The following is a 25261-nucleotide window of genomic DNA, read 5'->3' on the forward strand; positions in this document are numbered from 1 at the left end:
ATGTCCAATAAAGCAGACAAAATCACGGCCATCAAGGGGATGAACGATCTCCTGCCGGCCGACGCCCACTTGTGGGAAATCTTCGAGAACACCGCGCAGTCCGTGGTGCAGAGCTACGGCTTCCAGCAGATCCGCACCCCGATCGTGGAAGAGACCCGCCTGTTCTCGCGCGCCATCGGCGCCGTGACCGACATCGTCGAGAAGGAAATGTATTCCTTCGAAGACTCCATGAATGGCGACAAGCTGACCCTGCGCCCGGAAGGCACCGCAGGCGTGGTGCGCGCCGTGCTGGAACACAACCTGGTGTACGAAGGCCCCAAGCGCCTGTGGTACAAGGGTCCGATGTTCCGCCACGAGCGTCCACAGCGCGGCCGCTACCGCCAGTTCCACCAGTTCGGCGCGGAAGCCGTGGGCTTCACCGGCCCGGACGTGGACGCAGAAATGATCGCCATGTGCCGCCGCCTGTGGGATGACCTGGGCCTGGAAAACATCCGCCTCGAAATCAACTCCATCGGCGACGCCGAGGAGCGCGCACGCCACCGCGTCGACCTGATCGCCTACCTGGAGCAGCACGAAGAGCACCTGGATACCGACGCCAAGCGCCGCCTGCATACCAACCCGCTGCGCATCCTGGACACCAAGAACCCGGACCTGCAGGGCATCGTCAACAGCGCACCGAAGCTGCTGGACTACCTGGGCGGGGAATCGCTGGCGCACTTCGAAGGCGTGAAGAAGATCCTGGACGCCAACGCGATCCAGTACACCGTCAACACCCGCCTGGTGCGCGGCATCGACTATTACAACCGCACCGTGTTCGAGTGGGTCACCGACGAACTGGGCGCGCAGGGCACCGTCTGCGCCGGCGGCCGCTATGACCCGCTGATCGAAATGTTCGGCGGCAAGCCAACCCCCGCGGTCGGTTTCGCCATGGGCATCGAGCGCCTGATCGAACTGATGAAGGGCGCCGGCGACACCGCCGCGCCGCGCCAGTGCGACGTGTACCTGGTGCACCAGGGCGAAGCGGCGCGCATGCAAGCGTTCATCATCGGCGAGCGCCTGCGCGACGCCGGCCTGGACGTGATCCTGCACTGCGGCAGCGCCAGCGGCGCCGGCAGCTTCAAGTCGCAAATGAAAAAAGCCGACGGCTCCGGCGCAACCTTCGCGGTCATCATCGGCGAAGACGAAGTGGCCAACAACACTGCCGTCGTCAAGGCAATGCGCGCTGCAGAAGGCGAGGGCCAGCAACAGACCGTCGCGTTTGAAGGCGTTGTCGATTACGTCGTGGACCAGATCACATGCGGAGACGATTGTGACCACGACCATCACCACCACCATTAATTAAAGAAACAGGCAGACTGAAACATGGCATACGATCTCGACGAACAAGAACAGCTTGCTAACCTCAAGGCTTGGTGGGCGAAGTACGGCAACGTGAGCACCTGGGTGGTGATCGCAGGCCTGGCCGCCTATTCGGGCTGGAACGGCTGGAACTACTATCAGCGTAACCAGGCGGCGCAGGCTTCCGTGCTGTTCGATGAACTGCAGACCGCTGTTTCCGCCAAGGACAACACCAAGGTGGCGCGCGTAGCCGGCGATATCGAGAGCAAGTTCGGCAAATCGGCTTACGCCTCGCTGGCTGCATTGAGCGCAGCCAAGTCCTTCTTCGATGCCAATGACCTGAAGTCCGCCAAGGCCCAGCTGGAGTGGGTGGTTGCGCACGGCAACGACGAACACAAGAATATCGCTTCGATCCGCCTGGCCGGCGTGCTGCTGGACGAGAAAGCCTACGACGCTGCGCTGAAGGCGCTGGGCGTGGCCGCACTGCCGCAGTTCAAGCCTTCCGTGGAAGACCGCAAGGGCGACATCCTGGCCGCGCAGAACAAGATGGAAGAAGCGCGCAGCGCCTACAAGGCCGCGCTGGAAGCAGCCGACAAGAACTATCCTGGCCGCCAGCTGATCCAGCTCAAGCTCGAATCCATTGGCGGCAGCGTGCCGGAAGTGAAGGCCTAAGCCATGCGCGCCATTAATGTGATAACTCGCCGGTCTGTCATTGCGCTGGGCGTACTGGTGCTGGTTAGCGGTTGCGGCAGCCTGAATCCGTTCAAGAAGGAAGACAAGTTCGCACCGGCCAAGCTGGAAGAAATGAAGGGCGGCGTGCCGGCCCGCATCGTCTGGAAACACAGCACCGGCAAGGCCGGCGCCAGCGTCTTCACGCCGGCACTGGCCGACAACAGCGTGTTCGTGGCCGATGCGGATGGCGTGATCGAACGCCTGGACGCGGCTAACGGCAAGGTGCAGTGGCGCAGCAAGACCGGCGCCGACCTGACTGCCGGCGTCGGCGTCAGCCCGGACGGCAAGCTGCTGGCTGTGGGCGCGGTCAAAGGCCAGCTGATGGCCTTCGATGGCAGCGGCAAGGCGCTGTGGAAGATCCAGGCTTCGAGCGAGATCCTGTCGGCGCCGGCTGTCGGCAACGACGTGGTGATCGTGCGCACCGTGGACAACAAGGTGACCGCCTATGACGCGGCCGACGGCAAGAAGCGCTGGTTCATCCAGCGCGTGACGCCGCCGCTGACCCTGCGCAACATGCCGGGCCTGGTGATCGCCAACAGCAACGTGTACGCGGCGCAGCCTGCGGGCCGCATCCTGGCGCTGGCATTGTCGAACGGCGTGCCGCGCTTTGAAGTGCCGCTGTCCGAACCGCGCGGCGCCACCGAACTGGAACGCGTGTCCGATATCAGCGGCACGCCGACCGTGTTCGAGCAGGACCTGTGCGCCGTAAGCTACCAGGGCAAGGTAGGCTGCCTGGACCTGAACACCGGCGTGGCGCGCTGGACCAAACCGGCGTCGTCGGACGTGGGCGTGGGCGTGGACCAGCGCTTCGTGTTCGTGTCGGACGAGAAGGGCGCCGTACAAGCCTTTGCCCGCGAAGGCGGCGCATCGGCATGGAAGAACGAGAAGCTGGCATATCGCCGCTTGTCCGCTCCGGTTTCCTATGGCCGCTTCGTGGCCGTGGGCGACCTTGAAGGCTATGTGCATTTCCTGTCGCGGGAAGATGGCACGGTATTAGGTCGGATCAGCACCGACGGCAGCGCCATCAAGTCGGCGCCGCTGTTGTCGGGTCCGAATGTGATTTTCCAAACCCAGAATGGGACTGTGACCGCTATCGCGGTCGAATAAAAACAATATGAAGCCGGTAATTGCACTTGTAGGTCGCCCGAACGTCGGGAAATCGACCTTATTCAATCGACTGACCCGCTCGCGCGATGCGCTGGTGGCGGACCTCCCTGGCCTGACGCGCGATCGTCACTACGGCGAGGGCCGGGTCGGCCAACGCCCGTTCCTGGTCATCGATACCGGCGGCTTCGAGCCGGTCGCCAAGGAAGGCATCATGTTCCAGATGGCGCTGCAGACCAAGCAGGCCGTGGCCGAAGCCGACGTGGTGGTGTTCCTGGTCGATGGGCGCCAGGGCATGACCCCGCACGACAAGACGATTACCGATTTCCTGCGTAAATCCGGCCGTCCGGTGCTGCTGGTGGTGAACAAGGCCGAAGGCATGCGCTACACCGCTGCCGTGTCGGACTTCTACGAGCTGGGCCTGGGCGATCCGTATGCGATTTCCGGCGCCCACGGCGACGGCGTGCACGACCTGGTGGCCGAAGCGCTGGACAAGGCGTTCGCCTCCCGTCCGGCCGATGAGGAAGAGCTGCTGCCGCAAGAGCGCGGCGTGAAGATCGCCCTGGTAGGCCGCCCGAACGTGGGCAAGTCGACCCTGATCAACACCCTGGTGGGCGAAGAGCGCGTGATCGCCTTCGACATGCCGGGCACCACCCGCGACTCGATCGAGATCCCGTTCGAGCGCGAGGGCAAGCAATACACCCTGATCGACACGGCGGGCATCCGCCGCCGCGGCAAGGTGTTCGAAGCGATCGAGAAGTTCTCGGTGGTGAAGACGCTGCAGTCGATCTCGGAAGCGAACGTGGTGATCCTGATGCTCGATGCGCAGCAGGACATCTCGGAGCAGGACGCCCACATCGCGGGCTTCATCCTGGAGACCGGCCGCGCCCTGGTGGTGGCGGTCAACAAGTGGGACGGCCTGCAGTCGGACGACCGCGACCAGGTGAAGATGGACATGGACCGCAAGCTGGACTTCCTGTCCTTCGCCAACACCCACTTCATTTCGGCCCTGCGCGGCACCGGCATCGGCCCGCTGATGAAGTCCGTGAACGGCGCCTATGCCGCCGCGACGGCCGACCTGCCGACCCCCAAGCTGACCCGCGCCTTGCAGGAAGCACTGGAGAAGCAGGAGCCGAAGCGTAAAGCCGGCGTGCGTCCGAAGATGCGCTACGCGCACCAGGGCGGCCAGAACCCGCCGATCATCGTTATCCACGGTAATTCGCTGGATGCGGTGTCCGAACCGTACAAGCGCTATCTGGAGAAGCATTTCCGCGATAGCTTCAAACTGGTCGGTACCCCGCTGCGCATTGAGTTGCGCAACGGCAAAAACCCTTTCGATAAACGGGAAAAGTCTTAATCAGACGAGTTTGATCGGACCCGACCCCGGAATAAGTCGATCTTAAGGTTTATCCGGCTGCAAGATTTAAAAAAACAAGGTACAGTGTCTTTGGAGCAGCATCCCCAGCACTTGAAAAACAGGCGCAGCGTCTCCAATTCGTACACAACAACATAAAACGGAGCTGTTATGAGCAATAAAGGGCAATTGTTACAAGACCCATTCCTGAACGCGCTGCGCAAAGAGCACGTTCCAGTCTCGATCTACCTGGTCAACGGCATCAAGCTGCAGGGCCATATCGAGTCTTTCGACCAATACGTGGTCCTGCTGCGTAACACCGTAACCCAGATGGTTTACAAGCACGCCATTTCCACCGTGGTGCCTGCCCGCGCCGTCAACCTGAACATGGATAACTCCTCCGAGGCAGCGGAGTAAGACACTTCGTATGCGTGCAGCTTTAGTCGGGGTAGATTTCGGTCAGGGCGACTTTGCTGCCAGTATCGAGGAGTTGATGCTGCTGGCCCGCTCCGCGGGCGCAGAGCCGGTCACCACCATCACCGGTAAGCGGTCGGCGCCGGATGCCGCGTATTTCGTGGGCAGCGGCAAGGCCGACGAAATCGGCCATGCGGTGCGGGACTACAAGCTCGAGATCGTTATCTTCAATCATGCGCTGTCCCCAGCCCAGCAGCGCAATCTGGAAAAACGCCTGAACGTGCGGGTGCTTGACCGCACCAGCCTGATCCTCGATATCTTTGCGCAGCGTGCGCAAAGCCACGAGGGCAAGGTGCAGGTCGAACTGGCGCAGTTGCAGCACCTGGCCACGCGCCTGGTGCGCGGCTGGACCCACCTGGAACGCCAGAAGGGCGGTATCGGCCTGCGCGGCCCGGGCGAAACCCAGCTCGAAACCGACCGCCGCCTGCTGGGCGAACGGGTCAAGATGCTGCGTGCCAAGCTGGCCAAGCTGCGCAAGCAGCACGAGACCCAGCGCCGTGCGCGCGGCCGCAACCATACTTTCTCGGTGTCCCTGGTCGGCTATACCAACGCCGGCAAGTCGACGCTGTTCAATTCGCTGACCAAGGCTGGCGTCTACGTGGCGGACCAGCTGTTCGCGACGCTGGACACCACCTCGCGCCGCGTCTACATGGGCGAGGAAATCGGCAACGTGGTGCTGTCCGATACGGTCGGTTTCGTGCGCGAACTGCCGCACCAGCTGGTGGCCGCTTTCCGCGCCACGCTGGAAGAGACCATCCACGCCGATCTGCTGCTGCATGTGGTGGATGGCGCTTCGCCCAGCCGCATGGAGCAGATCGAGCAGGTCAACCTGGTGCTGCGCGAAATCGGCGCCGACCATATCCCGCAGATTCTGGTGTGGAACAAGATCGATGCCGCGGGCCTTGAGCCGGCGGTGGAACGTAATGAGTATGATAAGATTTCCCGCGTATTCATCAGTGCACGCACGGGCGAAGGCCTGAACCTGCTGCGCGATGCAATCTGTGAGGCAGCACGGGATGAGCAGGAGGCGCTCGCCAACCCCAAAGAAGAGGTGGCGCCGGACAGTATTCTCACCTTTACCCAAGTAGGATCTCACTAAAAGAAAAATATGCCTTTTTCCTCTCTCAAGAAAAGACTCGGCAACTATATTGCCCAGGAAGGCAAAAAGCCCGGCGAAGGACCGCCGGACCTCGATCAACTCTGGCGTGATTTCAACCAGCGCCTGAATGGCCTGTTTGGCGGCGGCAAAAACCGCGGCAGCAATTCGGGCGGCGGCGGTGGCGGCAATGGCGGCGGCGACATGAAGGGCGCCGGCTTCACCTTTGGGGCGGTCGCTTCGGTGGCGGCGCTGGTATGGCTCGCTTCCGGTGCGTTCATCGTGCAGGAAGGCCAGACTGGCGTTGTCACCACGTTCGGTAAATTCAGCCACACCACGCCGGCCGGTTTCAACTGGCGCTGGCCGTATCCGTTCCAGGGCAATGAAATCGTCAACGTGTCCCAGGTGCGCACGGTGGAGGTGGGCTACCGCGGCAGCGCGAAGACCAAGATGGCTTCGGAAGCGCTGATGCTGACCGAAGACGAGAACATCATCGATATCCAGTTCGCCGTGCAATACAAGCTGAGCGACCCGGTGAAATGGCTGTATGCCAACCGCGATGCGGAAGACACGGTGCGCCAGGTGGCCGAAACGGCTATCCGCGAAATCGTCGGCCGCAGCAAGATGGACTTCGTGCTGTACGAAGGGCGCGAAAAGGTTGCCACCGATACCCAGCAACTGATGCAGTCGATCCTGGACCGCTACAATTCGGGCGCTCAGGTGACCAATGTGACGATGCAGGGCGTGCAGCCGCCGGAGCAGGTGCAGGCTTCGTTCGACGATGCCGTGAAAGCGGGCCAGGACCGCGAGCGCCAGAAGAACGAAGGCCAGGCTTACGCCAACGACATCGTGCCGAAAGCGCGCGGTGCGGCGTTCCGCCTGATCCAGGAAGCCGAGGCGTACCGCGCCATGACGGTGCAGAACGCGACCGGTAATGCCGACCGCTTCAAGTCCGTGCTGACCGAGTACCAGAAGGCGCCGGGCGTGACGCGCGACCGCATGTACCTGGACACCATGCAGCAGATCTTCTCCAACACCAGCAAGGTGATGGTGGACTCCAAGGCCGGCAGCAACCTGCTGTACCTGCCGCTGGACAAGCTGATCGCCCAGGTCGCTGCCACCGAGGGACGCGCTGCCAGCGTGACCCCGCCGCCGCCGGCGGCCGTGCTGCTGCCGCCAGAACCGACACCTGACACGAACCGCCGTGATAGCCGTTCGCGTGAATCGTCCCGTGAGCGGGAGGGCCGTTAATGAATCGCTTTGCAACTATCCTGATTACGGGCTTTATCGCCCTGATGCTGCTGTCGTCCACCGTGTTCGTGGTGGACCAGCGCAAGTACGCCATCGTGTTCGCGCTGGGTGAAGTGAAGCAGGTGATTGCCGAGCCTGGCCTGCACTTCAAGCTGCCGCCGCCGTTCCAGAACGTGGTGTACCTGGACAAGCGCATCCAGACCCTGGACCCGAAAGAGGCCGACCGCTTCATCACCGCCGAAAAGATGAACATCCTGGTCGATGCCTTCGTCAAATGGAAGGTCACCGATCCGCGCCTGTACTTCGTCTCCTTTGGCGGCGATGAGGGCAGGGCGGGCGACCGCATGCAGCAGATCGTGAAGGCGGCCCTGAACGACGAGATCACCAAGCGCACCGTGCGCGAAGTGATTTCCGGCCAGCGCGGCAAGGTGATGGAATCGATCCGCAGCAAGGTGGTGGACGAGGCCAAGCAGATAGGCGTGGAAATCGTCGACGTGCGCCTGAAGCGGGTGGATTACGTTGAGCAGATCAACAATTCCGTGTACGAACGCATGAAGGCCGAGCGTGCCCGCGTGGCCAACGAAGCCCGCTCCACCGGCGCCGCCGAGTCGGAGCAGGTGCGTGCCGATGCGGACAAGCAGCGCACCGTGATCCTGGCCGAGGCTTACCGCGAAGCGGAGAAGATCAAGGGCGAGGGCGATGCCAAGGCGTCGCAGATCTACGCCGAGGCGTTTGGCCGCAATCCGGAGTTCTACAAGTTCTACCGCTCGCTGGAAGCCTACCGCGCTTCCTTCAAGAGCAAGGCTGACGTGATGCTGGTCGATCCGCAGTCCGACTTCTTCAAATACTTCAAGAGCGCAGGCTCGGGCAAGTAAGCGATTCAGCACCTGTGGCGCCGCTCTGCGGCGCCATTTTTTTTTACCTGCACCGTAACAATTTCGCGTAAAATACGCGGTTTGGTCATCCACTTTTGTGGGTGGCGTCGTTGCGCCTGCATTGTTTTTAATTCAATAGCACCAACCATGCCGAATTGGCTTTTGCCCGAATATATTGCCGACGTCTTGCCTTCGGAAGCACGCAAGATCGAGGAGCTGCGCCGTCAGATGCTGGATAACTTCCGGCTGTACGGTTACGAGCTTGTAATGCCGCCGATGCTGGAGTACGTCGAGTCCCTGCTGGCCGGCGCCGGCACCGACACGGACCTGCGCACGTTCAAACTGGTGGACCAGATCTCCGGCCGCATGCTGGGCCTGCGCGCCGACATGACGACGCAGGTGGCGCGTATCGACGCCCACTTGCTGAACCGCGCCACCGTGACCCGCCTGTGCTACGCCGGCTCCGTATTGCATACCCGTCCATCCGGCCTGCATTCGACGCGCGAGCCGTACCAGATCGGCGCCGAAATCTACGGCCATGCCGGCCTGGAAGCGGATGCGGAAATCCAGGAGCTGGCGCTTGGCTCGCTGTCCCTGGCCGGCTTTACCGACATGCGCCTGGACCTGACCCACGTCGGCGTGCTGCGCGCGATCCTGGCGCAGGATCCGGCGGCGACCAGGGATTACGACGCCATCGTGGCGCTGTTGCGCGGCAAGGACGTGCCGGGCCTGCAGCAGCAGACCGCCAGCTACAACGACGCGACGCGCGCCGCGCTGCTGGCATTGCCGAACCTGTACGGCGACGTGGACGTGCTGAAGCGAGCGCGCGAGGTGCTGCCGGCACTGCCGGGCATCACCCATGCGCTGGCCGAACTGGCCGCGCTGGCGGCATCGGCCATCGGCCGCGCCGAAGTGGCGATCGACCTGGCCGACCTGCGCGGCTACCAGTACGAGAGCGGCGCCATGTTCGCGCTGTACGTGCCGGGCCTGCCGAACGCTGTGGCACGCGGCGGCCGCTACGACCACGTGGGCGAAGCATTCGGCCGCGCCCGTCCGGCCACCGGCTTCTCGCTGGACCTGCGCGAGCTGGCGCGCCTGCTGCCCACCGCGGAGCGCAAGCATTCGATCCGCGCGCCGTGGGGCAATGCACCGGAATTGAAGGAAAAAATCGCCGAACTGCGCAAGTGCGGCGAAGTTGTGATCCAGTCGCTGCCGGGTCACAACGATGAACAGGACGAGTTCGAGTGCGATCGCGCGCTGGTGCTCGACGAAAGTGGTAGTAACTGGATTCTCAAAAACTTAGGTTAATTGTGATGTCAAACAAAACTGCAAAGAACGTTGTTGTTATCGGCACCCAGTGGGGCGATGAAGGCAAGGGCAAGATCGTCGACTGGCTGACCGAACACGCCCAGGGCGTGGTGCGCTTCCAGGGCGGCCACAACGCGGGCCACACCCTCGTGATCGGCGGCGTCAAGACCGCCCTGCAGCTGATCCCTTCGGGCATCATGCGCCCAGGCGTGGCCTGCTACATCGGTAACGGCGTCGTGCTGTCCGTGCCCGACGTGCTGCGCGAGATCGACAAGCTGGAAGCGGCCGGCGTGGAAGTGTCTTCCCGCCTGAAGATCTCCGAGGCTTGCCCGGTCATCCTGCCTTACCACACCGCACTGGATGCCGCCCGTGAAGCCGCGCGCGGCGCCGCCAAGATCGGCACCACCGGCAAAGGCATCGGCCCTGCATACGAAGACAAAGTCGCCCGCCGCGCCATCCGCGTGGCCGACCTGCTGAACGCAGAGCGCTTTGCCGAGAAGCTGAAAGAGAACCTGGACTACCACAACTACGTCCTGGAAAACTATCTCAAAGCACCGAAGATCGATTACCAGAAGACCCTGGACGACGCGCTGGCCTACGTGCCGCGCCTGCGCCCGATGGTGACCGACGTCTCGTCCGCCCTGTACGCCACCCACAAGGCCGGCGGCTCGCTGCTGTTCGAAGGCGCGCAAGGCTCGCTGCTGGACGTCGACCACGGCACCTACCCGTTCGTCACCTCGTCGAACTGCGTGGCGGGTAATGCCGCTGCCGGCGCCGGCGTCGGTCCTGGCATGCTGCACTACATCCTGGGCATCACCAAGGCCTACACCACCCGCGTTGGTTCCGGCCCGTTCCCATCCGAACTGCCGACCGATGCAGGCGTTGGCCACCACTTGTCCTCCGTGGGCCACGAGTTCGGCACCGTGACCGGCCGTGCCCGCCGTTGCGGCTGGTTCGATGCAGCGCTGCTGCGCCGCTCGGTGCAGATCAACGGCGTGTCGGGCATGTGCCTGACCAAGCTGGACGTGCTGGACGGCCTGGAAACCCTGAAGATCTGCACCGGCTACACCATCAACGGCAAGCACTCCGACATCTTCCCGGTCGGCGCTGAAGATGCGGCGCTGTGCCAGCCGATCTACGAAGAGATGCCAGGCTGGAGTGAAAGCACCGTCGGCGCCAAGTCGATGGACGCGCTGCCGGCAGCCGCACGCGCCTACATCAAGCGCATCGAAGAAGTGGTCGGCGTGCCGATCGACATGGTATCGACCGGCCCTGACCGCGAAGAGACCATCGTCCTGCGCCACCCATTTGAATAAGAAAGAAAAAGAGCATGACCACTCCTGTATCCGACCAAAAGCACCTGTGGGTTAGCTGGGACGAGTACCACCGCCTGATCGAGCGCCTGGCGCTGAAGGTCCATGAATCGGGCTGGAAGTTCGACATGGTGCTGTGCCTGGCGCGCGGCGGCGTGCGTCCGGGCGACGTGTTCTCGCGCATCTTCGACGTGCCGCTGGCGATCCTGTCGACCAGCTCCTACCGCGAAGAAGCCGGCACCGTGCGCGGCGACCTGGATATCGCCAAGTACATGACCATGACCAAGGGCCCGCTGTCCGGCAAGATTCTGCTGGTCGACGACCTGGCAGATTCCGGCGTGACCCTGACCAAGGTGATGAAGCACCTGAAGGAGAATTTCGAAGGCGTGACCGAAGTGCGTTCGGCCGTGATCTGGACCAAGGGCTGCTCCGCGTTCAAGCCTGACTACCAGATGGAAGAACTGCCGCACAACCCATGGATCCACCAGCCGTTCGAAGACTACGACGGCCTGCGCCCGCACCAGCTGGCGGCCTGGATCAAGAAAGGCGAAACTGGCGCGTAATAGCAGCCAGTCTCAAATGAAAGCGGAAGGATGAAAGTCCTTCCGCTTTTTTTTTCAGCGTACTTCCAGCAATTCGACGTCGAAGACCAGGTTGGAATTGGGCGGGATCGGGCCGACGCCGTTGCTGCCATAGCCCAGGCTGGCAGGCACGATCAGGGTGCGTTTGCCGCCGACTTTCATGCCCTGCACGCCCTGGTCCCAGCCGGGAATCACCTGCCCGGCGCCGAGCGGGAAGTTGAACGGGCTGCGGCCGATGGAGGAGTCGAATTGCGCGCCGTGCTGCTGCGGCGAGTTCGGTTCGTAAATCCAGCCGGTGTAGTTGACTGCGACGTTGGCGCCTGCGACCGCTTCCTTGCCGGTGCCGACCACGGTATCGATCTTTTGCAGGGCAATGGCGGGCGCCTCGGCCTGGGAGGAGGCGGGGGCAGGCGCCTTGCCGCGGTCGCAGCCTGCCAAAGCCAGGGTGAGGCCGACGCCGATAAGGCAGGAGGAGAACAATCGCTTCATTATTTTCTTTCAAAATAAACGGAAAGAAGCGAGTGTACTGAATCCGCCACAAAGTGCGAAAAAAAAGGCAGGCAGTGGCAATTCGAGATATTTCCGTAAAGAAATGCCTATACAATTCTTGGCATCATTTTGCAAGTTGCCGGGATTGCGATGTTTCCTTCGATGTTGTTCTCTGTGATGCTGGCGGTGTCTCCCGCGGAGCCAGGCGGCGCTCCGGCCGCGAAGCCGGCCGTGCTGCAAAAGCAGTGGGCCGAGCGCAAATTCGACAGCATCGAGCGCGGCTTGCGCGAAACCTGCGCAGCCGATGCAGCCGCTTTCGAAATACAGTTCGACAGCTATTTCCGCGCCACGCAAACCTGGGAAGCGGAGCGCAACGCGCTGGAGCAATGGCGCCAGCAGGCGCCCGAAGCGCTGGCGCAGGCCCTGGTGGAGGCCATCTACTGGCGCGCCTATGCCGCGCAATTGCGGCTGGGCGCTATCGGCCACCTGCCGAAGGAAGCGATGCAGTTCTACCAGGAGCAGCTGGGGCGCGGCATCGCCCGCCTGCAGCATGTCAAGGCGCAGGCCAATGCCTGTCCGCTGTGGCATAGCCTGAACATCAGCCTCCAGCTGGAAGGCGCCGGCTCGCGGCGCGGCGCCGCCAGCGCCTACCTGGACGCGGTGCAGGCCTTCCCGAATGACCAGCAGATCCACTTTGCCATGGCGCGCGCCTACAGTCCGCGTTCGGGCGGCAGCGCGGTGCAGTTCGACCAGTTTGCGCGGCGCGCCATGTTCTTCACCAAGGCGGTCGAGGGCGGCGCCATGTATGCGCGCCTGTACTGGCGCGAAGACGGCAATGGCAGCGAGGCGATCCAGTTCCGCGAGCAGCGCGGCCTGCCGGACTGGCGCATGGTGAAGAGCGGCTTCGAAGACCTGCTGCAGCGCCATCCGCAAGACCTGCGCGGCCGCAACAAGTTCGCATCCTTCGCCTGCCGCGCCAATGACCGCGCAACCTACCTCAAACTGCGCCAGGAGCTGGGCGAGCGGATCTTGCCCGAGCTATGGCCGGACGTGGCCGGCGTCGAAGCGTGCGACCGCAAGCTGGGCAAGGGCGGTTCAGCTGCCACTTCGCCGACGCAAGCCAGTGGTGTAAACTCGCACTCATGACCCAAGACTTCTTCCAGACCTTCATCCTGCTGATGCTGGTGACCGACCCGTTCGGCAATGTTCCCATTTTTGCATCGGCGCTGGCCACGGTGCCGCCCAAGCGGCGCCCGAAAATCGTCGTGCGCGAATGCCTGATCGCCTTTGTGGTGCTGCTGGTGTTCATGTTCTTCGGCAGCCACTTCCTCAAGGCGCTGAGCCTGTCGGAAGCGTCGCTGCGCATTGCCGGCAGCGTGATCCTGCTGCTGATCGCGATCCGCATGGTGTTCCCGCATCCGGACGGGGTGCTGGGCAGGCAGGAGGGCGGCGAACCGTTCATCGTGCCGCTGGCGATTCCTGCGCTGGCCGGACCTTCCGCGCTGGCGACCGTGCTGCTGTTCTCGCGCGAGAGCACCGGCGAGGTGCTCACGCACGTGGCTGCGCTGTCAGCCGTGGTGGTGGTGTGGCTGGTGGTGTTCCTGGGCGCCGAACGCCTGCAGAAAGCCCTTGGCTCGCAGGTGATGACGGCCTTCGAACGCCTGATGGGCCTGATCCTGGCCGCGATGTCGATCGAAATGCTGCTGGGCGGCGTGCGCGAATTCGTCAAGACGCTGTAAGCGCGGCAGGCAGGACTGCGGCAGCGATTCGATTCCAGTTTTTACAACAGCGCCTTTGGGAGAGTTGTGGCTCTTCTGCTAAGCTAGCGCGTCGCCCGCCGGGCTAATCAGGAATGCCGATGTATTTCGCCGAGATTTACAACCAGTGGCGCAGCCGCCGCGGCGCGCAGCGCCAGCCCGGGCAGGCCTTGCCGCGTACGGTGTATGCGCTGGGCGCCACCAGCCTGCTGACGGATGTTTCGACCGAGATGGTGGCCAGCGTGCTGCCGGTCTACCTGATGCTGGCCCTGCACCTGTCGCCGGCCGAATTCGGCGTAGCCGACGGCCTGTTCCGCGGCGGCGCGGCGGTGGCAGCCTTGCTGCTCGGCGGCGCGCTTACTTACGGCAGCGGGCGCAGCAAACTGATTGCAGGCGCCGGTTATGCGATGTCGGTGCTGGCCAAGCTGGCCTTGCTGGCCAGCGGCACTTTTGCCGCCATCGTTGCCTGCCTGGCGCTGGACCGCATGGGCAAGGGCCTGCGCGCTGCGCCGCGCGATACCATCCTGGCCGCCAGCGTGCCGTCGCACCAGCTGGGACTGGCCTTCGGTACGCACCGTGCGATGGATGGGGCAGGTGCCCTGGCCGGGCCGTTGCTGGCAGCGGGCCTGCTGTGGCTGGCGCCGCAGCAGTACACCCTGTTATTCCTGGTTGCCCTGGCCTTTGCCGTGGCCGGCATCGCCATTTTCGGCCGGCTGGTGCCCGCCGCTGCCCCCGCTTTCCAATCGGCGACTGCGCCAGCCGCGCGGGAGCGCCTGTCGCTGCGCGCGCACTGGCAGCGCTGCCTGCCGCCGGCTTGCCGCAAGCTGCTGGCCGCTGCCATGCTGCTGTCGCTGTTCACAGTCAGCGAGGGCATGATCTACGCGCAGATGCAGCAAAGCTTTGCGCTGGAACCCTATATGCAGCCTTTGCTGCCGGTTGGCACTGCAGCGGCCTTCCTGTTGCTGGCGGCGCCGATCGGCTGGCTGGCCGACCGTGCCGGCCGCTTGCGCGTTTTCCTTGGTGCCCACATCGTCCTGCTGCCCTTGTATGGCCTGCTGTGCGGCGCCGCCGGCGCTACGCCGCCGGTGTGGCAGGCTGCCGGCCTGGTGCTGCTGCTTGGCTGCTATGTGGCCGCCACCGATGGCGTGCTGATGGCTGCCGTCGCGGCTGCCGTGCCGCCAGCGGCGCGCAGCATGAGCCTGGCATTGTTTGCGGCCGGCATCGCTGCCGCCAAGCTGGCGTCATCCGTGCTGTTTGGCCTGCTGTGGGACCGCTATGACGTGAACGGCGCCGTGCTGGTATACGGCGCCGGCCTGCTGTGCGCACTCGCCCTGTTCGCCCTGTTCAATCCGCTGCGCCTTGCCGGCCTGCCGGCCCAACTGCTGCCCGAAACGCCATGAAGTCCACGCTGCTAGCCGCACTTGCCTGCCTGTCATTCACCGTCGCGCCTGCTTCCGCAGCCTCGCTGCTGGCGCGCCACACGCTGGGCGCCGATGCCGGCCGGGTCGACGTGCTGAAAATGCCCGGCGGGCAGGCGCAGGGCCAGCTGGGGTTGCGCTGCGAACGCCTGCATTACAGCGCCGGCGTACTGGCCTGCCTGCGCGCTGTGCCGGGACAGGGCCTGAAGCTGGACCTGGCCGACAAGGCAGGGCAGGTGACGCAGACGCTGTCGTTCCCGAACGTGCTGCTGGCGAGCCGGGTGCGCGTCGCGCCAAACGGCGCCCTGGCTGCATTCACCGGCTTTTCCGGCGGCCATACCTACACCGGGACCGACTTCACCACCCGCACTTATGTGATCGACGTGGCGCGCAAGCGCCTGCTGGCCGATCTGTCCACCTTCCGCGTGGTAGAAAGCGCGACGTTGCAGATGCCGGCACGGCGCTTCAATGTCTGGGGCGTCAGCTTCGACCCGAATGCGCAGGGGCGCTTCGTGGCCACGGTGGGGGCGGGCGGCGCGGTGTTCCTGGCGCAGGGCGACCTGGCGGCGAAAACCCTGGTGCTGCTGCGCAAGGAGATGGAATGCCCATCGTTTTCACCGGACGGCAAGCGCATCGCCTTCAAGCGCCGCAAGCCCGAAGGCGGCTGGCTGCCTGCCATTTACGAGCCGGCCAGCGGGCGCGAATGGGTGCTGCAGGAAACGCGCAGCATCGACGACCAGATCCTGTGGCTGGACGACGCCACCATCGCCTATGAACTGGCGCGCCCGGGCCAGCCGGACGGCGGCGAAACCGATGTGGTGCTGCGGGCTGCGGCCGGAAACACTCCGTCCACGGTGTTGCGCGCCGGCGGCGGTTCGCCGAGCCTGTACGATTAGCGTTCTTGCAACACTATCACATTGCAAGTTGCAAAGTATGTAATCCGTCCTTTTCCCTAGGGAAAGGCAGTCCTAGCACTATTTTTTAGTGCTGGGAAGAATACAAATTTATCTTTTTAAAAAAATATCATAAAAGACATTCTGCTAAGCTAGCGGGCGATATTGCCAAAAGGCATTAATACCTTACTAGCCAGGGAATGAACGTGAAACTCGTCCGCACGGCCGCCAGCGGCCTCCTGTCGTTTGCATTGCTCCTCCAACTCATGCTGTTCAGTGCGCCCGCCACGGCGCAGGACACCCCCCTGAGCCGCGGCTTGGTCTGGCTGCAAGCCCAGGTCCAGCCTGACGGCTCGCTGGGCGGCGAGGCGGCATCGATAGCAACGCCGCTGCAGGCCCGCAGCGAATCGCTGTACACCCTCAAGCTGCTGGGCGCAGCGGCCGCCAGCCAGGCGCCGCTGCGGCAGGCGCTTACGGCCGAGCAGGACCTCAGCACCGAATACATGGCACGGCGCGCCTGGGCCCTGGGCTACGGCGGCGTGGCGCAGCCGGCCCTGATCGAAGAACTGCAAAAGCGCCAGAACAGCGACGGCGGTTACGGCGGCGACGGCGGCTATAGCTCGAACATTGCCGACACCTCGTGGATGCTGCTGGCCCAGCGTGCCGGCGGCGCCCAGCCCGACGCGGCTGCGGTGACGCGCGCGCTGGCCTTCCTCGATGCCAACCACATGGCAGACGGTTCGTTTGCCGTCAACCGCCAGGCCAGCATGTACGCGACGCTGAAAGCCATGCTGGCGTCGGCCGCCTGGTCCAGCCAGCAGGGTGCGGGCTCCTTCAGCGCGCAGTCGCTGAACTGGCTGCTGGCGCAGCGCAATGTGGCCGGCAACTTCGGCAATCCTTTCGACAATGCCCTGGCGCTGTGGGTGCTGGCCACCCAGACCGCCGACCAGGCCATTCTGAAACCTGCTTCCGATGCGCTGCTGGCCACCCAGCTGGCCAACGGCAGCTGGAACGACGATCCTTACCTGACCGCGGTGGCCCTGCGTGCGCTGTACCTGGTCAACCATCCGCCGGCAAGCAATGGCAGCGCCTCCGTGCGCGGCCTGGTGGCCGATGCCGCCAGCGGTCTGCCGCTGGCCGGCGCCAGCGTGCAAGTGGTGGCGGGCGGCGACGCCGCTGCCGGCAGCGATGCCAACGGCAATTTCACCCTGTCCGGCATCAGCGCCGGCAACCTGACGCTGCGCTTTGCCCGCCTGGGCTATGCCAGCCGCGATGTCAGCCTGAGTGTCGGCACCGGCCAGAGTCTGAGCATCGGCACCGTGGCGCTGGCGCCTGCTTCGCTGAGCGCGACCCTGTCCGGCATTGTGCGCAACGACAGCGGCCAACCGCTGGCGGGCGCCGTGGTGGCGGCAGGCACCGCTGCGGCTACCACCAATGCCAGCGGCGCCTTCACCATCACCAACCTGAGCCCGGGCCCGCTGACGGTCACGGTCACCGCGCCGAACTATCGTACGGTCAGCGTCAACCTGGATGTGGTGGCCAATACCAGCTACACCTTCTCGCCCGGCATGACCCCGGCCTCCAAGCCTGAACCGACCAGCGCCACCATCAGCGGCAAGGTGGTCAACGCCGCCACCAAGGCCGGCATCGTCGGCGCCACGGTGCAAGTGGCCGGCAAGACTGTAACCACCACCGCCGGCGGCGCCTTCAGCGTGGCCAATGTGACGCCGGGCGCAATCACCATTGCGGCCAGCGCGGCAGGCTACCAGGCAGTCAGCGGCAGCGGCATGGCGGTAGCCGGCCCGAATTCGATCGGCGACATCGCGCTGTCGCCGATGCCCACTTCCTCCACCCTGAGCGGCGTGGTGACCGATGGCGCCACCGGCGCCCCGGTAGCCGGCGCCAGCGTGGCGGTGCAAGGGCAGGGTACGCCGGTGGTCACCGATGCGGCGGGCAAGTACCAGATCGCCGGCATCAGCGGCACCGGCTTCGCACTGAACGTGGGCGCGGCGGACTATTTCTCGCAAGTGCTGAACGTGGCGCTGCCGCAGCCGGGCAATGCAACGGTCGACGTCAAGCTGCAAAAGCGCGACAGCAGCGCGGCCGACATCAGCTTCATCAAGGTCGCAACACCGCAGCACAGCTATTACGCGACCGGCATGATTCCGCTCGAGATCCTGCTGGCCAACAATGCCGCCAAGGCCGCCACCGTGCTGGTGACGGCGCAGGTAATCAACAAGGAAGGCAATATCGTCCACACCTACCTGGGCAACCCTGGCGTGAGCTGGCGCGGCCAGGAACCGGACAACCGTCCGCTGGCGCTGGGCGCCAACAGCACGCTGGAGCTGATGCTGGAGTGGAATACGCTGCGCCTGCCGGGCGGCGCCTACACCATCAAGGCGCGCGCCTTCGACGAATCGGGCCGCGTGGTGGCGGAGGCGGACGGCGATTTCGAAGTGCTGACCGCGCCGCGCCTGGCTGGCGGCGTGCTGGCCGACCCGCCGCTGGCGCAAGCTGGCGCCAAGACCGTGGTCACCTTCACCGGCGACGTGGTCAATAACGGCAACCAGGCGCTGGCCTCGGGCGATATGCAGCTGAAGGTCATCCTGGCGGCGCAGGAACCTGTCAACGGCCAGACCGAAGCCAATGTACGCACCTTGGCCAGCGGCGCGCCGCTGATGCGCGCGCGCAAGCTGAAGATCGCACCGGAAGGCTGGCTGTACACCGTCAACTATTACGAAGGCAAGGTGCTGCGCCTGGATACCAATGGCACGCAGACAGTGCTGGGCCAGCTGCCCAACAATGTGCCGTTCGCCGACGTCACGCTGGATGCGGCCGGCAATATCTGGGCCGCTTACAACGCGGTGCTGTACCGCCTGACGCCGCAGGGTGTGCAGACGCGCTTCGACACTACGCAGATCAATGACATCGCGGCGCTGAGTGCCACTGCGGATGGCCTGCTGATGGCCGGCCGCTTCAACGGCGAGAGCCGCCTGGTGCTGCGCGCCGACAACGGCCAGGAAACCATTCTGGCGCGCAACGGCTTCTCGGCGCCGGTGGCGCTGGTGAAGGACGATGCCGGCAACTTCGTGGTGACCAATAGCAGCGACGGTACCCTGGTGAAGGTCTCGGCCAGCGACGGCAAGATCTCGCCGTTCGTGCGCAACCTGCGCAACCCGCAAGGCATCGCGCGCGACGCGGCCGGCAACTTCTACGTGGCCGAGGCAGACCTGGCGCGCGTGTCCAAGATTACGCCGGCAGGGGAGGCCAGCGTGTATGCCACCGGCCTGGGCACGCCGTACGGACTGGCCTTCGACGGCAGCGGCATCCTGTACGTCAGCGACACCAACAACGATTCGATCCACAGCGTGCAGCCGAACGGCACGGTGCGCCTGTTCGCACGCGGCTTCGGCTACCAGCCGCGCGGCATGGCGTATGACCTGAACGGCGACCTGCTGCTGCTCAACTCCGGCGACGGCACGCTGCGCCGCAAGGATGCGCAGAACAATGTCAGCTTCGTCGCCAACGGCATGTCGCAGCCGTACAACCTGGTGGTGCTGCCTAACGGCGACTACCTGGTGACCGAATACGGCAACGGCAAGGTGACCCGCATCAGCAACGGTGTGAAAAGCAACTTCGCCGTTGGCCTGAGCGGTCCGCTCGGCATTGCGCTGGATGGCTCGGGCAATGTGCACGTGACTGAATACAACGGCAACCGCGTCACCAGGTTCGCGCCGGACGGCGGCAAGCTCGGGACAACCGAAAGCCTGCTGGTGCGTCCTTACCAGGTGCGCGCGGCAGCCAACGGCGACATCTATATCCGCAACTCGGGCAGCATGGTGCGCTATGCCGGCGGCGAGTACAAATACTGGCACCGCGGCTTCAACTATACCAACTGGACGCCGGATATCACCCCGGGTTCGGTGCTGGCCCTGAGCGGCTCCACCCTGGTGCGTGTCGACTCGGCCGGCGTGGTGACGACCGTGCGCAGCAACCTGCCGTTCACCCCCTACGCGGTGGCAGTCGACCCGGCCGGCAATATTTACCTGAGCGACTATTCCAACCGCAAGATCCACAAGCTCGATACCGCGGGCACCTTGAGCGAACTGGTGACGCTGGCGAACTATCCGTCCACCGCCAGCATGACCGACCTGCAGACCGATACCGCAGGCAACCTGGTGCTGCGCACCGGCGGCGGCTTCTACCGCGTGTCGCCGGAAGGCGCACTGACCCCGGTCACGTTCTCGTCGTCCTATATCTACAACTGGACCGCCGGCGGCGAAAACGAGATCATCATCTTCAACTACGACAAGACTTACCGCGTCAATACCCTGACCGGCGCCAGCACGCTGCTGATGGCGCGCGGCACCGTCGGCCCGAACGGGAATATTTCCTTCGGCGCCGTCAGTCCGGACAACAAGCTGTGGGTGGTGGACGACAGCCTGTACATGCTTACCGCGCACACCATGGCCGGCGAGGAAGTGGCGCGCCTGCACGGTTTCGAGAACCCGACCGCAATCGTGTTCAGCGGCAGCGAGATGCGCTTCTCCGACAACGCCGAACGCTTCATGTGGTACGCCGGCGATGCCTACCCAAGCTATATGGGCAAGTTCCAGGCGCGCTACCTGGCCCATGTGAACGGCGTGACCTATGGCACGGCCTCCAGCGGCAGCATCAACAAATACGTGGGCGGCGCCAAGGTCTACGAGCAGTATTACAACCCGGGCAGCTACACCCTGGGCGGCCTGGCGCTGCGCAACGACGGCGGCCTGGCATATTCGTATTGGGATGACGGCCGCGTTGTCGTCCTGTCGCCTGGCAAGACGGTGGAACTCGACTTTGCCGGCCTGCGCGCGCCGCAGGGCCTGGCCTTTGACGCCAGCGGCAAGCTGTACGCGGCCAGCAACTCCAACAATATGGTGCTGCGCTTCGACCCGGCGGCCGGCCCGGCGGGCAGCATCTACGCGCGCTTGACATCTCCGGTCGGCCTGGCGTTCAACAGCGCGGGCGAACTGTTTGTCTCGCGCACCAGCGGCGTGGACCGCATCAGCACCGCCGGCATCGTCAGCAACCTGTCCGACATGGGCGGCATCAACGGCCTGCTGGCGGAGGGCGGCCAGCTGCTGATGGCCAACCGCAGCACCAGCCAGCTGACGAAGCTGCGCAGCCAGCCTGCGGGCTGGGTGGCCGAGGTATTTGCCTCCGGCCTGTCCAACCCGGTCGCGCTGCGCCAGACCCCTGGCGGTGCGACGCTGATGCTGAACATCAATAACAACACCATCGTCAGCTTCCAGGACGGCAAGGTGGACCACCTGGCCAATGTCCCTTCCGGCATGTCGGCCTTCGACCTGGCGCCGGACGGCAGCATGCTGGCCGTCGGCAGCAATGGTGCGGTGGTGCGCGTCGGCACCGATGGCGTGGGTTCGGACCTGCTGGTGAACAACCTGGTCAACCGCTGGCAACTGAACGGCGTGGCCGTGGCCAGCGACAGCCAGTCCTACCTGGTGGCGCAGAACGACAGCTCGGTCGGTGTGCTGTATGCGATGACGCAAAGCGCACCGGCGCAGCCGCCTGCCGTCGGCAGCGTGGTATTCGAGTCCACTGTGCCGATGGCGGAGCTGGGCATCGACGGCAGCTACCAGAAGCTGAACTTTGGCACCTGGGTGCCGCCGTACGGCGGCGACTTCCGCATCGAGATGAGCCGCAGCGGCATCGACGGCGCCATGCAGAACTTCCTGCACGTGGGCCCGAACGCCCAGAGCCAGCTGACCGCCGCGCGCAGCGAACTGCCGCCGGGCGACAGCGCACTGCAGATGTGCCTGGACCTGAAGGGCGCCGACTACACCACCATCTCGCGCGTCGAGATGGGCCAGGTGCGTACCGTCAGCAAGAGCCTGACCCCGCGTGGCATGGCCAGCGACCGTTCCGGCAAGCTGTATGTGACCGATTCCAGCCAGTTGTACCGCACCGACGCCTCGGGCAGCAGCACCGTGGTCGCCAGCGGCATGAACCTGGCGTTCGGCCTGGCCAGCGACTCGCAGGAAAACTTCTACGTCGCTTCGCGCAATAACAGCACCAGCCGCTACGAGGTGCTGCGCATCACCCGCGAGGGCGTGAAGACGGTAGTGGCCGACCTGGGCGTGAATAACGCCGCCGGTGTGCAGGTCAACAGCCGCGACGAGGTGCTGGTCGGTACCGTGGGCAAGCTGCTCAAGGTCACCCAGCAGGGCGTGGTGTCGACAGTTGCCACCAGCGGCTTCCCGAGCCCGCGCGGCATTGCGGTCGACGGCCGCGACAACGTGTACGTGCAAAACGAGAACCACTCGGTGTCGATGGTCAAGCCGGACGGCAGCTCGGTGGCGATCTTCAGCAAGGCCGACGGCAACGACCATCCATACTTCGAAGGCGACGGCTACCCGAACATCGCGGCCGACTGCGCCGACAATTTCTATATCGCGCCATACCAGTGGTCGCGCATCGGCCAGAGCGGCGAGGAATACTCGCTGGCCCAGGTGGTGCCGCGCACTGGCCAGATCGCGCGCCTGTTCGATGCCCGCACCATCGCACCGAACCTGGCCGACATCGATTACCTGGCGTTCGACCGCTTCAACAACCGCATCCTGATGTGGAACGACAACGACCAGTCGATCTGGCAGGTGCCGGTGACTTGCGGCGCGATCGGCGTGCAAGCCCACCTGGTGGCCAAGCCAAGCCAGCAGCTGACCGGCGCCAGCAAGCCGCCGAGCGCGGTAGTGCCGCTGCCTGATGGACGCACCGAGTACGTCTGGAACCTGCGCGACGTGACTGCGCAGGGATCCCAGGTCTGCTTCTCTGCCAACCAGGATGGCATGAAGCTGGGCGAAGTACGCGCCACCCTTGATTCGGGCTTCATCAGCTTCCAGAATACTTTCGCAGCCGGCGACGTCACCGTGCCGCTGAAAGTGCCGATGGTGCGCGCGACCAACGTGGTCAATATCGGCGCCACCACCGACAAGCCTGAATACCTGGCAGGGGAGAGCGCCCTGCTCACCACCTCGCTGGGCAACGCCAATACCGAAGTGGCCAACGGCGACCTGCGCGTGGATGTCTACGATGCGCGCGGCGAACTGGTGAACACGGTGACGCAGCAGGCTGTCGGCATTCCGGCCGGCGGCACGCTGCAGGTCAACGGCGCCTATGCAGCCGGCCAGCTGCAGCCGGGCATCTATACAGCGCGCGCCATGCTGAGCGAAAACGGCCAGGCTGTGGCCAGCGCCAGCGTCGACTTCCGCGTGCTGGCCGACCTGTCGCAGGCGGCTGCCGTGTCCACGCTGGCAGTGGACAAGCAGAACTACGCTCCAACCGACCGCGTGGCCATCGCCTCGCGCGTGATCGGCCAGTCGGCCAACGTGACGATGGAAAACCTGACGCTGGCGATCCAGGTCTACGACCAGTCCAATGCCCAGGTCTTCGGCAAGGCGCACGCCATCGTGCAACTGGCGCCTGGGACAAAACTGGACTTCGCTTCGCCGTTCCGCATGGTGAATGCGCTGCCGGGCACCTACCGCGTCGAGCAGCAGCTGCGCGACAGCGCGGGCCGCGTGCTCGACCGCCGCAGCGCATCCTATGCCGTCAGCTCGAGCGCGGAAACCGGCTACGGCCTGGGCGGCAGCATTACCGCCATGCCCAAGATGGTTCCGATCGGCGACAGCCTGGCCTTCACCTTCCAGGTGGTCAACAACGGCAACAGCGCGCTGGATAACCTGCCGCTGACCGTCAGCCTGCTCGATCCGGTGGCGCAGCAAGTGCGGGCGGAATTCCCGTACAGCGCCAGCGTGGCCGTGGGCGGCGTCTACAACGGCGCCGGCAACTGGCTGGCCGACGGCGAAGCAGGGCGCAACTACGTGGCCAAGCTGGGTGCAACTGTCGGTGGCAAGCAGATGACGCTGGCCCAGGATGCCTTCCAGCTGCTGCCGAAGTCCAGGCCTGACGTCAAGCTGGGCATCGAGCAGCACCTGGTGGCAGGCAACCGCGTGCTGGCCCTGGTGTCCTGCAACGACGACGAGAACGATGCGCCGGGCAATGACGGCAAGCCGCCGGTCTGCGAGACCGAACGCATGCACGCGATCGATGCCGCGCTGAGCGAGCTGGAAGTGCCGCACCTGGTGGTGACCAGCCCTGCAGCATTCCAGGCCAAGCTGCGCAGCGGCATGTTCAACACCTACTGGATCTCCGGCAAGGAGGACAAGATGAATGCCCAGCAGGTAGCCGAACTGCGCGAACGCATCAACGGCGGCGAAGGCCTGATCGTGGACGGCGTGCACGACAACCGCAACAAGGTGTTCGACAGCGTGACCGGCATCCTGTACCGCGGCAAGATCGGCCAGACCGGGCTGGCGGTGCGCTTCAATGGTCCGCTGTTCGAGAACCAGCGCCTGGTTTCCGTAGGCCGGGCACTGAAGCCGATTGCGAACGGCAGCACGGCGCAGGCCGACTTCGACGCAGTCCTGCCGCAGAACGCCGGACCTGCGGTGTTCAGCAATGCGTATGGCAACGGCCATTCGATGCTGTTTGCCTTCGACCTGGCCAGCAGCCTGGCCGGGGAGCAGGGCTGGCTGCCGGTACTGCGCTCGGCGCTGGCCGCAGTCATGCCGAATGTGGCCGAAGTGCCGATGGGCGGCGCCCTGGTGCCGATGCGCACGACAATCAGCAACCAGTCCGAAGCGGTGGAACTGGAAGTGACGGTCAAGCTGCCGGCTGGCGCAAGCTACCAGTCGTCGGCACCGGAGGCTGTATTCGACCAGGCCAGCAACACCGTACACTGGACGCTGGCGCTGCCGGCCGGCCAGGCGGCCAACCTGGACCTGCAAGTGAGGGCGCCGGAGACGGCCGGCCAGTACCTGCTGGAGACCACGGTGAGCTGGCTGGATAAAGGCAGCGCCGTGCAGTACGGCGACAAGCTGCAACGCGGCGTGACCGTCAACAGCGCCAGCCTGTACGGCAACGCGGCGCTGGGTGCGATCGACAAGCTGACGGTAACCCATCCGAAGTACCGCAAGCCGCGCGACAACGCTGCCAATGCAGTGCGGGCGGGCATGGGCTACTTCAGTGCCGGTACCCAGGCCGGTTACGCGGCAGCGATCGCCTCGCTGCTGGACGCGAGCGACAACCTGCTGGCGCTGCCGAACGACACGGCAGCGATCCGCCAGCAAATCGATTGCGTCCTGCGTGAAGCCGAATGGCGCTGGAGCCGCTTGCAGCCGCAGCAATAAGAAAACACGAACGAAGATAGCCAGGAA

Annotated in this window: 17 protein-coding genes; 16 read left to right on the top strand and 1 reads right to left on the bottom strand. The window is 64.6% G+C overall.

Annotated elements, in window-relative coordinates; translation table 11 throughout:
• The 11 genes from hisS to ASE26_RS02230 all read left to right on the top strand — a co-directional run bounded on the left by hisS (window position 1) and on the right by ASE26_RS02230 (window position 11408).
• Complete coding sequence (gene hisS / locus ASE26_RS02180; RefSeq protein ID WP_057245507.1) at window positions 1-1338, top strand: histidine--tRNA ligase; 1338 nt, start codon at window positions 1-3, stop codon at window positions 1336-1338.
• Window positions 1339-1362: 24 nt separating this feature from the next.
• The gene (locus ASE26_RS02185) at window positions 1363-2010 is read left to right on the top strand and encodes a tetratricopeptide repeat protein (protein WP_055931597.1); all 648 of its coding nucleotides are present in this window, start codon (window positions 1363-1365) and stop codon (window positions 2008-2010) included.
• A 3-nt stretch (window positions 2011-2013) separates the two neighbouring features.
• Complete coding sequence (gene bamB, locus ASE26_RS02190) at window positions 2014-3177, top strand: outer membrane protein assembly factor BamB (RefSeq protein ID WP_055931600.1); 1164 nt, start codon at window positions 2014-2016, stop codon at window positions 3175-3177.
• Window positions 3178-3184: 7 nt separating this feature from the next.
• Entirely contained in the window at window positions 3185-4531 is a 1347-nt protein-coding gene (gene der, locus ASE26_RS02195; RefSeq protein ID WP_055931603.1) for a ribosome biogenesis GTPase Der, read from the top strand.
• Between the two features lie 168 nt (window positions 4532-4699).
• Window positions 4700-4945, top strand: coding sequence for an RNA chaperone Hfq (hfq, locus tag ASE26_RS02200; protein ID WP_055931606.1), 246 nt, complete (start codon window positions 4700-4702; stop codon window positions 4943-4945).
• 10 nt (window positions 4946-4955) lie between these two features.
• Complete coding sequence (gene hflX, locus ASE26_RS02205) at window positions 4956-6101, top strand: GTPase HflX (RefSeq protein ID WP_055931609.1); 1146 nt, start codon at window positions 4956-4958, stop codon at window positions 6099-6101.
• A gap of 9 nt (window positions 6102-6110) precedes the next feature.
• Window positions 6111-7349, top strand: coding sequence for an FtsH protease activity modulator HflK (gene hflK, locus ASE26_RS02210; RefSeq protein ID WP_055931612.1), 1239 nt, complete (start codon window positions 6111-6113; stop codon window positions 7347-7349).
• Window positions 7349-8224, top strand: coding sequence for a protease modulator HflC (hflC, locus tag ASE26_RS02215; protein WP_055931615.1), 876 nt, complete (start codon window positions 7349-7351; stop codon window positions 8222-8224). Before hflK ends, hflC begins: the two co-directional genes overlap by 1 nt.
• A 147-nt stretch (window positions 8225-8371) precedes the next feature.
• Window positions 8372-9532, top strand: coding sequence for an ATP phosphoribosyltransferase regulatory subunit (locus ASE26_RS02220; RefSeq protein WP_055931618.1), 1161 nt, complete (start codon window positions 8372-8374; stop codon window positions 9530-9532).
• A gap of 5 nt (window positions 9533-9537) precedes the next feature.
• On the top strand, window positions 9538-10848 hold the full coding sequence (locus ASE26_RS02225; RefSeq protein ID WP_055931621.1) for an adenylosuccinate synthase: 1311 nt from the start codon (window positions 9538-9540) through the stop codon (window positions 10846-10848).
• Between the two features lie 14 nt (window positions 10849-10862).
• Window positions 10863-11408: a phosphoribosyltransferase gene (locus ASE26_RS02230; protein ID WP_055931624.1), complete on the top strand. Its 546-nt coding sequence runs from the start codon at window positions 10863-10865 to the stop codon at window positions 11406-11408.
• A gap of 54 nt (window positions 11409-11462) precedes the next feature.
• Here the strand turns inward: ASE26_RS02230 and ASE26_RS02235 are convergent, their stop codons facing one another.
• Window positions 11463-11915, bottom strand: coding sequence for an FKBP-type peptidyl-prolyl cis-trans isomerase (locus ASE26_RS02235; RefSeq protein WP_055931627.1), 453 nt, complete (start codon window positions 11913-11915; stop codon window positions 11463-11465).
• 150 nt (window positions 11916-12065) lie between these two features.
• Between ASE26_RS02235 and ASE26_RS02240 the strand changes: the two genes are divergently transcribed.
• From ASE26_RS02240 to ASE26_RS02260, 5 genes are all read left to right on the top strand, one after another.
• Window positions 12066-13061 (top strand): hypothetical protein, encoded by a 996-nt coding sequence (locus tag ASE26_RS02240; protein WP_055931630.1) that lies wholly within the window; start codon window positions 12066-12068, stop codon window positions 13059-13061.
• Complete coding sequence (locus ASE26_RS02245) at window positions 13058-13654, top strand: MarC family protein (protein WP_055931634.1); 597 nt, start codon at window positions 13058-13060, stop codon at window positions 13652-13654. The genes ASE26_RS02240 and ASE26_RS02245 overlap by 4 nt, the downstream gene beginning before the upstream one ends.
• A 113-nt stretch (window positions 13655-13767) precedes the next feature.
• Window positions 13768-15072 (top strand): MFS transporter, encoded by a 1305-nt coding sequence (locus tag ASE26_RS02250; protein WP_057245508.1) that lies wholly within the window; start codon window positions 13768-13770, stop codon window positions 15070-15072.
• Complete coding sequence (locus ASE26_RS02255; RefSeq protein ID WP_057245509.1) at window positions 15069-15986, top strand: PD40 domain-containing protein; 918 nt, start codon at window positions 15069-15071, stop codon at window positions 15984-15986. The genes ASE26_RS02250 and ASE26_RS02255 overlap by 4 nt, the downstream gene beginning before the upstream one ends.
• A gap of 203 nt (window positions 15987-16189) precedes the next feature.
• A complete protein-coding gene (locus ASE26_RS02260; protein ID WP_162259157.1) occupies window positions 16190-25234 on the top strand; it encodes a carboxypeptidase regulatory-like domain-containing protein in 9045 nt (3014 codons plus the stop codon).
• Window positions 25235-25261 lie beyond the last annotated feature (27 nt).

The organism is Duganella sp. Root198D2, from assembly GCF_001428585.1.
GTDB lineage: Bacteria > Pseudomonadota > Gammaproteobacteria > Burkholderiales > Burkholderiaceae_D > Rugamonas.

What these genes read in the sequence shown, in the direction of transcription:
- hisS (WP_057245507.1), top strand. Translation starts at nt 1, where the DNA reads ATGTCCAATAAAGCAGACAAAATCACGGCCATCAAGGGGATGAACGAT.
- ASE26_RS02185 (WP_055931597.1), top strand. Translation starts at nt 1,363, where the DNA reads ATGGCATACGATCTCGACGAACAAGAACAGCTTGCTAACCTCAAGGCT.
- bamB (WP_055931600.1), top strand. Translation starts at nt 2,014, where the DNA reads ATGCGCGCCATTAATGTGATAACTCGCCGGTCTGTCATTGCGCTGGGC.
- der (WP_055931603.1), top strand. Translation starts at nt 3,185, where the DNA reads ATGAAGCCGGTAATTGCACTTGTAGGTCGCCCGAACGTCGGGAAATCG.
- hfq (WP_055931606.1), top strand. Translation starts at nt 4,700, where the DNA reads ATGAGCAATAAAGGGCAATTGTTACAAGACCCATTCCTGAACGCGCTG.
- hflX (WP_055931609.1), top strand. Translation starts at nt 4,956, where the DNA reads ATGCGTGCAGCTTTAGTCGGGGTAGATTTCGGTCAGGGCGACTTTGCT.
- hflK (WP_055931612.1), top strand. Translation starts at nt 6,111, where the DNA reads ATGCCTTTTTCCTCTCTCAAGAAAAGACTCGGCAACTATATTGCCCAG.
- hflC (WP_055931615.1), top strand. Translation starts at nt 7,349, where the DNA reads ATGAATCGCTTTGCAACTATCCTGATTACGGGCTTTATCGCCCTGATG.
- ASE26_RS02220 (WP_055931618.1), top strand. Translation starts at nt 8,372, where the DNA reads ATGCCGAATTGGCTTTTGCCCGAATATATTGCCGACGTCTTGCCTTCG.
- ASE26_RS02225 (WP_055931621.1), top strand. Translation starts at nt 9,538, where the DNA reads ATGTCAAACAAAACTGCAAAGAACGTTGTTGTTATCGGCACCCAGTGG.
- ASE26_RS02230 (WP_055931624.1), top strand. Translation starts at nt 10,863, where the DNA reads ATGACCACTCCTGTATCCGACCAAAAGCACCTGTGGGTTAGCTGGGAC.
- ASE26_RS02235 (WP_055931627.1), bottom strand. Translation starts at nt 11,915, where the DNA reads ATGAAGCGATTGTTCTCCTCCTGCCTTATCGGCGTCGGCCTCACCCTG.
- ASE26_RS02240 (WP_055931630.1), top strand. Translation starts at nt 12,066, where the DNA reads ATGTTTCCTTCGATGTTGTTCTCTGTGATGCTGGCGGTGTCTCCCGCG.
- ASE26_RS02245 (WP_055931634.1), top strand. Translation starts at nt 13,058, where the DNA reads ATGACCCAAGACTTCTTCCAGACCTTCATCCTGCTGATGCTGGTGACC.
- ASE26_RS02250 (WP_057245508.1), top strand. Translation starts at nt 13,768, where the DNA reads ATGCCGATGTATTTCGCCGAGATTTACAACCAGTGGCGCAGCCGCCGC.
- ASE26_RS02255 (WP_057245509.1), top strand. Translation starts at nt 15,069, where the DNA reads ATGAAGTCCACGCTGCTAGCCGCACTTGCCTGCCTGTCATTCACCGTC.